The organism is Microvirga sp. P5_D2 (assembly GCF_054049475.1).
Genome location: NZ_JBFUMH010000149.1, coordinates 1 through 12809 on the forward strand (window position 1 = coordinate 1; position 12809 = coordinate 12809).

The following is a 12809-nucleotide window of genomic DNA, read 5'->3' on the forward strand; positions in this document are numbered from 1 at the left end:
TGCTCGCCTACAACCTGAAGCGGGTTCTGGCGATCCTTGGTCCTGGACCGCTGCTGGCAGCCATCCAGTCCTGAGGGGGCATCACTTTAGACCCCAAGCTGATCACGATGGCTCGGACATCAGGGAGACTGACGTCCAGCCTTGTCGAGGAGCCAAACGGCCGCTGGCTCTCGTGCTCCAGCCGATCAGAGGACCACAGAGGTGATCTCACTCGGTCGCTATCTGCGTTTTGACACAGCCTCGGTCAGGCAGTGAAGTCCATTCACTTTTCGGAATGTCTGGTTCCGTAAGGATTGCTGCCCTCAGCTTAGCGTCTCAGGTATGCCAGAAGGAGACATTTCTTTGACGCGCCCACGTAGAGACACTCCGCGGCCCAGCCGGCACACCGCGTGGCGGAGTTGAACACTTCGTTGATCTGCGCATCGTGAATGGAGGTCACCTTTGAGAGCCTTGGTTTGAGAGCCTTGGTTTGATGAGTGGCATTCATAAGCCTATGCGTGTTCCAGCCTCTGGTCATCGCGCCACGCACAGGCATATACGGTTCAGTCAAGCCCGCAGCCGCTGACACATCTGCCCCTCCCCGGGCTGTTACCAGCGGAGAAGTCGTATCCATGCGCCCCTACATCATCTGCCACATGGTCACCTCCATCGACGGCCGCCTCCATCCCAGCCGTTTCACCGTGCCTGCCGCAGGCATTTCAGCCGAGGTGCTGCGAGGGCATTACGAGCAGGTCACCGGTCAGTTCGGGGCGGAGGGCTGGATCGTCGGCCGCAAGACAATGACCGAGATGGCCAAGGGAAGCGAGCGGACCATGGCCAATGTCCCGCAGGTCGCGCGCGAGGCGCATATGGCAAACCGCGATGGTCGGGATCTCGCCATCGCCATCGACCCGGCCGGCCGGGTTCACTATGGGAAGGATAACATCGGGGGTGATCACGCGGTCGCCGTGCTGGGCGAGCAGGTCGCGGATGCCTATCTGGCTGAGCTGCGCGAGGACGGCGTCTCCTACATCTTCGCTGGTCCCAAGGGCGACGACCTTGCCCTTGCCATGGAGCAGCTCGCCGCGGTCTTCGGCGTCAAGACGCTGCTCCTCGAGGGAGGCGGCGCGATCAATGGCTCGTTCCTGAAGCAGCGGCTGATCGATGAGTTCAGCACGCTGATCTATCCTGCCGTCGATGGTCTGGCCGGGGTCCAGAGCATCGTCGACTATCATAGCACTGACGACGAGCGTCCGGGCGCAGGGCAGGCGCTGCGTCTGATCGGCTGCGAGTCGCTCGAGGGGGGCATGGTGTGGCTGCGTCACAAGGTCGAGGATGCACCGGCTGCGACACCTTGAGTCGACCTTCGCCTCGGTTCAGAACAGCGATACGCCCGTTAAGTTCGCAAGTCTGGCCATAAGTTCGTCCTGGAAGGCAGGATCGGACACCTGTGCGGCTGGGGCTTGCCGCTCGCGGTGATACCAGTAACCTCCACTGACTATGGCCGCAGGATCGTCGCTTGTGGCGAGCCAAGTCTGGGTGCGATGGCCCTCCTCGAGATCGTCCGGAGCTCCGGCACCTCCCATGCGGGTCGGGACCCAGCCCGGATCGACCGCATGGCTCAAGACATCCGGCCAGTGGCGCGCGACGGCAAGGGCCAGTGCAGCGACGTAGAGCTTGCTTTCCGAGTAAGCGCGAGTTGTATCCCAGCGCCGCTCGGTCCAATCGATGTCATGCAACGGCCCAGTACCGCTACGGTGCATGCCGCTGCTCAGATAGATCAAGCGGCGAGGACGTTCGATCAAGGCCGTCAGCATGTACGGGGCGAGCGTGTTGACCGCGAGGGTGCTCGCGTGCCCTTCAGGGGTCGGCGACCGGCTCGGCACAGTGTAGATGCCGGCATTGTGGATGACCGCATCCATCCGGCCGATGGCATTGATCTGATCGGCGATTGACCGGGTCTCAATCGCACTTCGGAGGTCGCCGACGACGATACCAGCCGAGCGCGGCGAGAGGTCCGCGAGCGTTGCCGCACGCTGCTGCGAGCGGGCGTGGAGAACGACTCGGTGCCCCTGCTCGATCAAGGCATGCGCCGCCGCGCGGCCAAGCCCATCGGTGCTGCCGGTGATGAAGATGAAAGCCATGCCAGTCCTCTCAATCCGCTGAAGCCGTAGAACTAGGGCGCTGAAGGGCGAACCGCAGCCATCACCTCATCGGCAGCACGCACCCCGCTCTGATAAGCCCCGTGGGCAGTTGAAAAGTCGTGGCGGTGGGTCGCCTCGCCGGCGAAGAACAGCCGTCCGTCGAACGGGCGAGCCAAGGTGTCCCGGACTGCCGCCTTTCCCGGAAGGGCATAGCTATAGCCTCCTCCGATGTGATCCATTCGGGTCCAGTTCGAGACAGCCAGGGGCCGGAGGCTGCGTCGGACGTCTGAACCGAACAGTGCCGCAAGCTCATCGATGGCATAGGAAAAGCCCGCAGCAGGCCCTTGCTCGGCCAGCACCTCGGCACCCTCCCCGCCGAAAAAGCCTTCGATTACAGGACGGCCGAAGGGTCGAATGTAGTAGGATCCGGTGCGTGGGTTGCGGGGGTCGCCGATGACATGGGCCTCCGGTTCGAAGGGATTGTCCCCGACGATTTTCAGGAACAGCTTCTCGTTCCGACCGAGCGGCAGGCTGGCGGCCGCGTGGCGCCACTCATCGAGCTCTGGCGGTAACCTAATGGTCCCACCAACGACCACGGCGGTCGAGACGGTGAGGATGGCGGTCCGAGCGGTGAGGCTGCCGGCTCGCGTTGCGATGCTCACCCCAGCCGCTTCAAGGTTGATGGCCTCGACCGGGGTCGCGAGGCGAAGCGCGACGCTCGGTGGCAGGCTTGCAGCGATGAGGGCGCCGTATCCAGCCGGCACTCTCCAGTTGTACCTTGTTGAAGCGGTGTCGTAGGCCAGATAATCGGCGATTGAGAGCTGCTCGAGGCTGGCGCCGCTGATGTAGCCGCCCATCGCCTGAAGATAGCCGTTCCACATCCCGCCGGGTTCCAACGCATCGGCGGCACAGTCGCTTTGGGGTGGGTCCCGCATCAAGCGTCCATGCCATGCGGCATAGGCCTCGTCGGATGCATCCTGATCCGTGGGTGAGAAGCCCAGGTCGCGATACTGCTGGCCCCAAGCTGGCCTGCGGCGCTCGACGGAGAAGCCGGATGCCTCAGCGATGCTGACCCAAGGATTGCGATCGGCCGAATGAAGCCAGCCGCAACCGAGATCGAGTGCGTGCCCGGCCACGTTAACCGTGTGGGCGCGGCCCCCGATCCGCTGCGAGGCTTCCAGCAGCAAGGTGGAAACGCCCTTGGTTGCGAGCCGCCGCGCTGCGGCAATACCTGCCGCCCCGCCGCCGATGATGACGACGTCCCAATCAGTGCTCATACAATCTGTCCATTCGATAAGATCGTGCTCCGGTACTCTAGCTCGACTTGAGCGTCTACGGAGAGGCCGAGCGGAGGACTGCCTCGGTCAACTTCTGCCATCACTTGTGCCGTGACGCCCTCACCCTTCCGCCAATCAGTTGAGGATGCTTTTGGTTCAGCCGCGGTAGTGCAGTGTATCTACCAGCAAGGCAGACGCCGGCCAGGCCGATTGCGATTAGGGCCTGTCAGAGTCGAGCAAATCGAGCGTGGCGGCGAGGCAGAAAATACAGATGAAGGTATCTTGACGCTTAGGAGATTAGGTGTAGGCGAGGAGCCGACCGGCGAGGATCACGCCCGTCCATGCAATCAGTGACACTGCTGCTCCGACGCGGGCGGCGACCGGGGTCACGGCGGCATCCGTCCACTCATCGACGCGGCGGTAAATGCCGTAGTGGAACACCGGTACGTTGAGGCCAGCAAGGATCAGCAGGCCGAACTTCCACGGTGCAGCTCCGGCACCCGCGACCACGATGGCCTGCGCACTGAGCAGTGCAATACCCGTGGCAACTGCGATGGCGAAGCCGATGTGTGAGACAGGCAGCAGATAGCGCGCGGCTGTGGTTGCAGACACGACGCGGTGTCCGACTCCCAGCAGTCGAAGGTCGAAGGTGAAAGCCGGGCCGACAAGAAGAGCAATCCCAAGGATGTGGATGGCTTCGAGCACGGGATGGAGGTATTGGCCATTTCGCACCGTCTCGCCGAGCGTCGAGCCCTGCAACAGCATCAGCAATGTGTCGAGCAATTCAAGCATACTCCGTTCAATCCCGCCCGGTGCGATGGCGCAGGTGGAGGACCCACCCGCACTTACTGCGACGATGATGGCCCCCTAACACCGTCCACAACATCGAATTCCTAGAGTCTTGCACTGCGGCTTCTATCTGGTGGCTGGGGTAGTGCTCGCAGCCATCGAGGAAGCCTATTGCGGCAGCGGCGCTCGTACCGGGAGCGTGTTGCCGAGCACTTGGTTTACCGGCACGTCGTCGTCCCCGTACCAAAACACAACTGGACGAAACAGACCGTCATTCGTCCGATTGATGTAGCCGACCGCTTGGAAGCGCTCCCCAATCTTCAGCGCACGGCCCAAGCGCCACTGGCCCGACCAAGCCGGCGGCGCGATGATGACCTCCATTTCCTTGTGAGGGCCCTTGTACGAGCGAGCGGCCTTGACCCGGGCACTGTCCTCAGGATCTTGCAACTGCTCTGGAATCGCCAGTTCAGGAGTGTCGGCAGGCAGGTTGCTGTCCAGGGTTACATCGAACTGCGAGTGCGGGTTACCCCAGACACCATCCGAAGAGACCGTTCCCGCGATGTAGACGAGGCGATCGGTTTCGAAGCCGGGCCACCCGTGATGCGCGGCAGCAGGTAGCACCGGGATCAGGACTGTTCCCAGCACGACCACAGCAGCAGCGCCCGCAGTGGCCAGCAGTCGCAGTCCTCGCATGCACCTGGGTATGTGCAGGGTTATGCTCTTCATTCGCCTCTTCCTTTCATTGCTATACCGGCTGCCTTCTGGTGGGCGCGGATGTTGGTGCCGCCAGAGGATCGCCTCAATGGAGCCTGAACCAAACGGCCCAGGCTCCATATCGCCGCTCACGCGGAGAGGTGTTGGTTGAAGAACGACTGGAGCTTGTCGAACGGGATCATATCGATCCGGTCGTACAGATCGGTGTGGTTGGCACCCGGGATGATGAGAAGCTCCTTCGGCTCCGCCGCAGCAGCAAAGGCGGTCTCGCTGAAGTAACGCGAGTGGGCGTTTTCGCCATGAATCAGCAGGACCGGGCGCGGCGCTATTTCCGCAATGTAGGTCAGGAGCGGCATGTTCATGAACGACAGCGGGTTCGTGAGCGACCAGGAGGCGTTGGAGTTGATCGCTCTCGGGTGGAAGCCTCGCGGCGTCTTGTAGTAGTTAGCATACTCCACCACGAACTGCGGTTCGCCGCCCTTGAGTTCGAGGGATACCGGGCCATAGGCCGGGGTCCCCCTTTCCGCATCCTGCCAACGCTGCTGGCTGAGTTGCTCAAGCGTTTGCGTGCGCTGTTCGAGGGTCACGCTATCGTTATAACCGCGGGACATGACGCGGGTCATGTCATACATGGTGCTGGCTGTAACGGCCTTGACGCGCTTGTCTACGGCAACAGCATTCAATGCCATGCCGCCCCAGCCGCAGATACCAATGACGCCGATACGCTCGCGATCAACGGATGGGTGCAGGCCGAGAAAATCCACTGCCGCGCTGAAATCCTCGGTATTGATGTCCGGTGAGGCGACATTGCGAGGCTCGCCGCCGCTTTCTCCGGTAAAGGACGGATCGAAAGCGAGCGTGACGAATCCACGCTCTGCCATGGTCTGTGCATAGAGACCCGACGACTGCTCCTTCACTGCGCCGAACGGGCCGCTGATGGCGAGCGCTGCCAGCCTCCCGCTGGCACGGTTCTTCGGCTGGTAGAGATCAGCTGCCAAGGTGATGCCGTAGCGGTTCTTGAAAGTGACCTTCTCGTGAGCGACGTTCTCGCTTCGGGGGAAAACCTTGTCCCATCCGGTTGACACATTCTGTGCCTTCGCGTTGGACGTATTGAAAAACGACCCGGCACCAATCGCGGCGACGCCAGCGCCTGTCAGCTTCAAGAGGTCACGCCGGCCTAGGTCCAAGCCGGAAGTCTGTGCTGCTCTATTCTCAGGACTGTTCTGCTTGTTCATGCCAGTATCTCTGTTCTTTCCTGCTCAGGCTGATGCCTAGCTCCGGTTAAACAGTAGCAAGTGGGAAAGCAGGCGATTAGCGGGGCTGCGGCGCATGCCCCTATGAGCTCGGCTCATCAATCTCGCGGGGATTTGGAGGATCAACCCTGCCTGTTTCAGCTCCGATGGCGCAGAGCCTCGACAACGAGGTTGAAGGCCGGGGAGGACTGCCGGCGGCTCGGATAATACAGGTGGTACCCCGTCCACGATGGGCACCAGTCCTCGAGAACTCGCTCGAGGCGTCCGGAGGCTATGTGCGGCAATGCGATGTCCTCCGGGACGTGAGCAAGCCCGAAGCCGTCCACCGCGGCATCGAGGACCTGGAAGATGCTATTAAACACGAGTTGCCCCTCGACCCGGACAGCCAACTCGTGTCCATCACGTTCGAATTCCCAGGCATAAAGCCCACCATAGGTGGGAAGGCGCAGATTGATGCAGGTGTGACCGATCAGGTCCTGAGGGGATATGGGCCGTGGTCTGTCCGCGAAATATGATGGCGCTCCGATCACCGTAAAACGGACGTCGGGGCTGATGCGCACCGCAATCATGTCCTTGGCAACCTGCTCGCCGAGACGCACCCCCGCGTCGAACCGTTGCTCGACGATGTTCGTCAAGGCTTGATCGAGGGCGATCTCAACCTTGATATCAGGATAGTCGGGAAGAAATGTTCTGAGCTTCGGCCACAAGATAGTCTCGATGGCATGGTCGCCCGCCGTGATCCTGATCGTGCCGGCAGGCTTCTCACGGAACTCGCTCAATCCGTCCAGCTCGGCCTCGATCTCGGCCAGTCTGGGGCCCGCTGTCTGGAGGAGGCGCTCGCCCGCTTGAGTGGGCGCCACACTCCGGGTGGTACGGGTCAGAAGCCRCACGCCCAACCGTTCCTCGAGGCTGCGCACCGTGTGACTCAGGGCTGATTGGGAGACGCCGAGCTGTGCGGCGGCCTTCGTGAAGCTCCGCTCCCGCGCGACAGCCAGGAAGGCAATCAGGTCGTTGATGTTCTCGCGCGCCATTCATGAACTCCACTCATAGGTTCATGCAGGTCTTAGCACCTAATCGATCCAATGAGGACGGCCTATCTTCCGGCCTTCCATCGGTATTGTGAGACATTGATGACAGCCGGAACCGCTTCTTCCTGTGACATAATCCCTGACCGCTCTCCGGCCTGGGGCGCGATCCTTGCCATATCGCTGTGCTGCATGGTCCTCGTCGCCTCCGAGTTTATGCCTGTCAGCCTTCTGACCCCCATTGCCGCCGACCTCCACATGACGGAAGGCCAAGCCGGGCAAGCCATCTCCGTTTCCGGCATCTTTGCCGTACTCACGAGCCTGTCCATATCGGGCCTAACGTACCGGTGGGATCGGCGCACCGTCCTCCTCGTGTTGGCCCTCTCGCTGATCGTCTCTGGAACGGTCGTGGCGCTCGCGCCGAACTACACGATTCTCATGGTCGGGCGGGCGGTGCTCGGCATCGCCATCGGCGGATTCTGGTCGATGTCGGCCGCAGCGGTCATGCGCCTGGTGCCGACGGACAGCGTGCCGCGTGCTCTGGCGATCCTGCAAGGTGGAACCGCGTTGTCCTCCATCGTTGCAGCCCCCCTGGGAAGCTTCCTTGGCGGGTATATCGGATGGCGGGGAGCTTTCTTTTGCGTGGTGCCTTTAGCGGCTATCGCGTTGGTCTGGCTGCTGGCAAAGCTCCCCTCCATGCACGCCGGGCGGCCGACTGGCTCGGGGAACGTGTTCAAGCTGCTCCGTCGGCCCGTGGTGGCCTCCGGTATGGTGGCGATCACGCTCTTCTTCATGGGTCAGTTCGCGCTGTTCACGTACCTGCGGCCGTTTCTCGAGATGGTGACCCATGTCGATGTTCCGACCCTTTCGCTGGTTCTGCTGCTCCTGGGCATCACCGGCCTTGTCGGGACGACCTTCGTCGGATCCTTCCTGAAGAGCGGGATGTATAGCGTGATGATCGCCATTCCGCTCGGGATGGCGGCGATTGCCGTTGCCCTGATCGCCTTCGGAAACTGGCTTGCCGGAACGGCAGTCCTGCTTGGAGCATGGGGCCTGCTCGGCACTCCGGCACCCGTAGCGTGGAACACCTGGCTGACCCGGACACTGCCTGAGGACGCCGAAGCGGGCGGCGGGCTGATGGTGGCTGCCATCCAACTGGCGATCACCCTGGGTGCGACCGTTGGTGGCCTGCTGTTCGACATGAGCGGTTATCAGAGCACCTTTGGTGCGAGCGCAGCCATGCTGGCCGCTGCGGGTCTCATGGCGTTCGTGACGAAGCGTGCGGGATCATCAGGACGCTTGTGAGCACCTCATTGGCTCCCGCCATCCCCGCCGGCGGGTCTCTCACCCTCATCAAGTCACATGCAAAGGATGATCATTCCATGAAGTTGCTGGCCGCCACTCTCGTGTCCCTCGCGTTGGGAACACCTGCCTTTGCCCAAGGAAACACCTCTATGTCCACATCTCTCGTAAACGCATCGGCACTCTCTATTGCCGACATCCAGTCGGTCTCCCCGGCCCTCGGCCGATATGGCAAGGAAGACGTCGCAGGCCTGTGGCAGCGTCCTCAACTCTCCCGTCGCGACCGCAGCCTCGTGACGGTGGCGATCCTGATCGCACGCAACCAGACGCTGGACCTGCCGCACTACATCAACCTTGCCCTCGACAGCGGCGTGACACCGCGCGAACTCTCCGAGACCATCACGCACCTCGCGTTCTACTCGGGTTGGTCGAACGCCATGGCGGCGGTTGCCGTCACCAAGGACATTTTCACCCAACGCAAAATCGGACCGGATCAGTTGCCGGCCGCATCGCCGCAGCTCATGCCACTGAACGAGCAGGCGGAGGCGACCCGAGTCGCGAGCGTGCAGCGCCTTCTCGGAACCGCAGCTCCCGGCCTCGACCAATACACCACCGATCCGCTCTTCAAGGACGTGTGGCTGCGCCCCGACCTGTCACCGCGTGACCGCAGCCTCGTGACCATCACGTCGCTGATGGCGAATGGGCAGGTGGCCCAGCTCGCGGGCCATCTGAACAGGGCTTTGGACAACGGCCTCGCGCAGGAACAGGCCGGAGAGGTGGTCACGCAGATCGCCTTCTATGCGGGCTGGCCCAATGCTTTCTCAGCCGGCCCGGTCGTTGCAGAGGTCTTCAAGGGTCGATCCAACTGACCAAAGCTGTCTCGCCATCTCCTACCCTGAAAGGATTCACCGTGAAGAACACACTCATCGCACCCACAATGACCGCAGCCGCACTCGGTGGCGCCCCGGCCAATGCGCAGGGCATCCAGATTTTCCCGAGCGGCTCCTCGCCGTCCGTGATCGCCGATCCGAAGAACTTCTCAGGGCAGGTCGTGGTCGATCTTCTCACGCCACCATCCGTCGAGACCCTGGCCTCATCGGGTCTGGTGACCTTCGCTCCACGCGCACGCACCGCGTGGCATAGCCACCCGGCGGGCCAGACGCTCATCGTCACGGCGGGCAAGGGCTGGGTTCAGCGGGAGGGCCAGGCTCGCCAGGAGATCAAGTCGGGTGACGTCGTGTGGATCCCCGCCGGGATCAAGCACTGGCATGGCGCGACCGACACCAACGGGATGAGCCACGTCGCGGTCACATACATTCGCGATGGCAAGAACGCTGATTGGATGGAACTGGTCACCGACCAGGAATACGCCACTCGATAGCATCACGTTCGATCGAGATGGGAATCATGAACACGGCTCATGAGGGCAGCTTCAGACAAACCCTGCTCGTTTCGCTGCCCCTCCCGAACGCCTGCCCAATAACCTAATCAACGAAAGTACGCTTCCATGACTGTAAAGGCCCTAGGCGCCTACGCCGGAGACAAGCCGCTCGAACCGATGGACATCAACCGACGGTCGGTCGGTCCACACGATGTCGGTATCGAGATCGCCTTCTGCGGCGTATGCCACTCGGACATCCATCAGGTGCGCTCAGAATGGGCGGGCACCGTGTACCCTTGCGTGCCAGGCCACGAGATCGTCGGCCGTGTGTCGGCGGTGGGCGCTCATGTGTCGAGCCACAAGGTCGGCGACCTGGTTGGCGTGGGGTGTATCGTCGATAGCTGCAAGCGCTGCGACGATTGCAGCGGCGGGCTGGAAAACTATTGCGACCACATGGTCGGGACCTACAACGGGCCCACGCCCGATGCGCCGGGTCACACGCTGGGTGGTTATTCACAGCATATCGTGGTGCATGAGCGGTACGTGCTACACGTCAGCCATCCCGAAGAGCAACTAGCTGCCGTCGCGCCGCTGCTGTGCGCCGGGATCACGACATACTCACCCCTGAAACACTGGAATGTGGGACCCGGCCACAAGGTGGGTGTGGTCGGCATTGGCGGCCTGGGTCACATGGGCATAAAGCTCGCGCACGCAATGGGCGCCCACGTGGTGGCATTCACCACCTCCGAGTCGAAGCGCAAGGCCGCCAAGGCACTAGGCGCGCATGAGGTCGTCGTCTCCCGCAAGGCCGACGAGATGGCAGCGCACGCCAAGAGCCTCGACTTCATCCTCAATACGGTGGCAGCACCGCACGACCTCGATGCCTTGTTCGCGCTGCTCAAGCGCGATGGCACCATGACGCTGGTTGGCGCACCGGCGACGCCGCATCCGTCCCCGGAGGTGTTCAGCCTAATCATGAAGCGCCGCAGCCTGGCTGGCTCGATGATCGGCGGCATTCCCGAGACGCAGGAGATGCTCGACTTCTGTGCCGAGCATGGGATCGTTGCCGACATCGAGTTGATCCGAGCCGACGAGATCAACGAAGCCTACAAACGGATGCTCAAGGGCGACGTGAAGTATCGCTTCGTGATCGACACCGCATCCCTGGCAGCCTGACCTCGGCCGCCTGACAGCCAAAACCATGGAACCGTCATCGGCCCGGGAGCATTTGGTTCTCCCGAGCCGGTACCCGTACTAACCGATCGAAGTCTGCGGGTCATGCTCCCTGCCCCATCAGTAGAGCCCGAACAGCCTGGCACCATGATGGGCCTGCCCAAATCCCTTTCCGGCAGCTACGGGTTAGCCCAGATAGGAAAGCCGGTAGTAGTGGAGCCTCGTCCCGCACAATCCGGAGCATGTCTATGGCGATGAGACCACCGACGATCAGCCGCCGCGCGATGCTCGGCGCCACGCTCGCATCTGGCATACGGTCAGAATGGCAGGGATCCGGCGAGCCAGAAGCCGACCGACGTGAGGATCAGGCTGACCTTCGATGGTCAAACCATGACGGCCACGCTCTACGACAACCCGTCGGCCCGCGATTTGGCCACGCTACTCTCCCCTGGACCTCACGATCGAGGACTACGGCAGCAACGAGAAGATCGCCTACCTGCCGCGCAAGCTCACGGAGGATGGCAGCGGCCCCTTCGGCAACGAGCGACCGGGTGATCTCTGCTATTTCAAGCCCTGGGGCAACTTGGCCATGTTCTACGCCGATTACCGCTGGGACGGCCTGATCCGACTCGGCCGCTTCGACGGCCGCTTCGAGCCGCTACGCGTGCGCGGCAAGTTCCCGTTGCACATCGAGCACATCCGATAGTAACCGAAACCCCTGCGTTTTCGAAACGTCCGGTTCGATGAGGATTCCAGCTTCGGGGCTGAAGCCTCCCCATTGCCGTTTCCGCTCGTACCGTGCAAGGCCCTTGTCGGAATGCTATCAGGTTCAGACCCAGAGCTTCTGGGATCGGCAGAGCACGCATATGTCTGACTTGGCAACCCGGATTGTCGGCTTTGTGTCCAATACCTCGAAGGGGCTTCGATCGCTTTGGTCTCTCCGTAACGCACAGGTTCGTCTTCAGGCGAGCACTCGACAGGCCGAGCTCGAAGGCCTCCAGTTCGCGTTCTACGCCCGGCTGACCGCGATCATCGTTGTTTCCATCTGGCTGATCTGGCTCGTACCGTGGCCACGCGATCTCTATTACGGTGCCTACGCCTTCGGGTTCTTCCTCCTGGGCTACATCCCGTACCGCCTGAGACACCATCGTCACGGCGAGGCGATCAAGCTCGGCTTCATCGTCCTCGACGTGGCCTTGGTGACGGCCGCGATCCTGGTCCCGCCACCGGCGAGTCTCGGCAACGACTGGCCGATTCAGACCCGCCTGCGTGGCCAGGAATTCCTCTACGTTCTCCTTCTCCTCGGAGAAGCTGCGCTCACCTACTCCCCGAGGAGGGTGCTATGGACGGGTGTGTCGATCCTCGTCATCTGGTCGATCGGCGTCTTCACGATCTACGCCCAGCCGGACACGCTACGGTTCAACGATGCGGCTACGGAGGGAGTTCTCACATCGGCCGCGGCCCTGGATATCTCCTCCAAGCCTGCCTTTGTCGGCCTGACGGCCTGGTACACCCAGCTTGTTGCGACCTCCCTGTTCACCCTGCTCATCACACTCGCTGTCTGGCGCAGCCGGCGGACCTTGTTGAATCAGGTCGAGGCCGAGGTCGTGCGCGCGGACCTCGCGCGCTATGTCTCTCCGGACGTGGCCGAGGCCCTCTCCAGTCGCGGCGGGACTGCGTTTGGAGAGCCGGCGACACGAACGGTAGCCGTCCTGTTCGCAGATATTGTCGGCTTCACCAAGCTTACCGAGACCCTCTCGCCCGAGCGCACG

Annotated in this window: 12 protein-coding genes and 1 pseudogene; 7 read left to right on the forward strand and 6 right to left on the reverse strand. The window is 62.3% G+C overall.

Features of this window, described 5'->3' with window-relative positions; genetic code table 11:
• The first annotated feature begins 611 nt into the window (after positions 1–611).
• Entirely contained in the window at positions 612–1337 is a 726-nt protein-coding gene (locus tag ACXJKO_RS24790; RefSeq protein ID WP_457093733.1) for a dihydrofolate reductase family protein, read from the forward strand.
• Positions 1338–1355: 18 nt separating this feature from the next.
• On the opposite strand, the gene ACXJKO_RS24795 is transcribed toward ACXJKO_RS24790, so the two are convergent.
• The 6 genes from ACXJKO_RS24795 to ACXJKO_RS24820 form a co-directional block, all read right to left on the reverse strand.
• Positions 1356–2123 (reverse strand): SDR family NAD(P)-dependent oxidoreductase, encoded by a 768-nt coding sequence (locus ACXJKO_RS24795; protein WP_457093734.1) that lies wholly within the window; start codon positions 2121–2123, stop codon positions 1356–1358.
• Between the two features lie 32 nt (positions 2124–2155).
• Positions 2156–3400: a flavin monoamine oxidase family protein gene (locus ACXJKO_RS24800; protein WP_457093735.1), complete on the reverse strand. Its 1245-nt coding sequence runs from the start codon at positions 3398–3400 to the stop codon at positions 2156–2158.
• Between the two features lie 297 nt (positions 3401–3697).
• Positions 3698–4192: a hypothetical protein gene (locus ACXJKO_RS24805; protein ID WP_457093736.1), complete on the reverse strand. Its 495-nt coding sequence runs from the start codon at positions 4190–4192 to the stop codon at positions 3698–3700.
• 165 nt (positions 4193–4357) lie between these two features.
• Positions 4358–4882 (reverse strand): hypothetical protein, encoded by a 525-nt coding sequence (locus ACXJKO_RS24810; RefSeq protein WP_457093737.1) that lies wholly within the window; start codon positions 4880–4882, stop codon positions 4358–4360.
• Between the two features lie 149 nt (positions 4883–5031).
• On the reverse strand, positions 5032–6138 hold the full coding sequence (locus ACXJKO_RS24815) for an alpha/beta hydrolase (protein WP_457093738.1): 1107 nt from the start codon (positions 6136–6138) through the stop codon (positions 5032–5034).
• A 155-nt stretch (positions 6139–6293) separates the two neighbouring features.
• A complete protein-coding gene (locus ACXJKO_RS24820) occupies positions 6294–7187 on the reverse strand; it encodes a LysR substrate-binding domain-containing protein (RefSeq protein WP_457093739.1) in 894 nt (297 codons plus the stop codon).
• 99 nt (positions 7188–7286) lie between these two features.
• Between ACXJKO_RS24820 and ACXJKO_RS24825 the strand changes: the two genes are divergently transcribed.
• The 6 genes and pseudogenes from ACXJKO_RS24825 to ACXJKO_RS24850 all read left to right on the forward strand — a co-directional run.
• Positions 7287–8486, forward strand: a complete 1200-nt coding sequence (locus ACXJKO_RS24825; RefSeq protein WP_457093740.1) for an MFS transporter — start codon at positions 7287–7289, stop codon at positions 8484–8486.
• Positions 8487–8563: 77 nt separating this feature from the next.
• Entirely contained in the window at positions 8564–9352 is a 789-nt protein-coding gene (locus ACXJKO_RS24830) for a carboxymuconolactone decarboxylase family protein (RefSeq protein WP_457093741.1), read from the forward strand.
• A 41-nt stretch (positions 9353–9393) separates the two neighbouring features.
• Entirely contained in the window at positions 9394–9864 is a 471-nt protein-coding gene (locus tag ACXJKO_RS24835; protein WP_457093742.1) for a (R)-mandelonitrile lyase, read from the forward strand.
• A gap of 126 nt (positions 9865–9990) precedes the next feature.
• Positions 9991–11040, forward strand: a complete 1050-nt coding sequence (locus ACXJKO_RS24840) for an NAD(P)-dependent alcohol dehydrogenase (RefSeq protein ID WP_457093743.1) — start codon at positions 9991–9993, stop codon at positions 11038–11040.
• Between the two features lie 245 nt (positions 11041–11285).
• A pseudogene (locus ACXJKO_RS24845) lies at positions 11286–11743 on the forward strand (cyclophilin-like fold protein).
• A 160-nt stretch (positions 11744–11903) separates the two neighbouring features.
• Positions 11904–12809, forward strand: a 906-nt coding sequence (locus tag ACXJKO_RS24850; RefSeq protein WP_457093744.1) for an adenylate/guanylate cyclase domain-containing protein, incomplete at its 3' end; no start/stop codon positions are given.

Excerpts from the sequence above, each read along its gene's own strand:
- ACXJKO_RS24840 (WP_457093743.1), top strand. The coding sequence starts at position 9,991 with ATGACTGTAAAGGCCCTAGGCGCCTACGCCGGAGACAAGCCGCTCGAA.
- ACXJKO_RS24805 (WP_457093736.1), bottom strand. The coding sequence starts at position 4,192 with ATGCTTGAATTGCTCGACACATTGCTGATGCTGTTGCAGGGCTCGACG.
- ACXJKO_RS24795 (WP_457093734.1), bottom strand. The coding sequence starts at position 2,123 with ATGGCTTTCATCTTCATCACCGGCAGCACCGATGGGCTTGGCCGCGCG.
- ACXJKO_RS24810 (WP_457093737.1), bottom strand. The coding sequence starts at position 4,882 with ATGCGAGGACTGCGACTGCTGGCCACTGCGGGCGCTGCTGCTGTGGTC.
- ACXJKO_RS24790 (WP_457093733.1), top strand. The coding sequence starts at position 612 with ATGCGCCCCTACATCATCTGCCACATGGTCACCTCCATCGACGGCCGC.
- ACXJKO_RS24800 (WP_457093735.1), bottom strand. The coding sequence starts at position 3,400 with ATGAGCACTGATTGGGACGTCGTCATCATCGGCGGCGGGGCGGCAGGT.
- ACXJKO_RS24825 (WP_457093740.1), top strand. The coding sequence starts at position 7,287 with ATGACAGCCGGAACCGCTTCTTCCTGTGACATAATCCCTGACCGCTCT.
- ACXJKO_RS24815 (WP_457093738.1), bottom strand. The coding sequence starts at position 6,138 with ATGAACAAGCAGAACAGTCCTGAGAATAGAGCAGCACAGACTTCCGGC.
- ACXJKO_RS24830 (WP_457093741.1), top strand. The coding sequence starts at position 8,564 with ATGAAGTTGCTGGCCGCCACTCTCGTGTCCCTCGCGTTGGGAACACCT.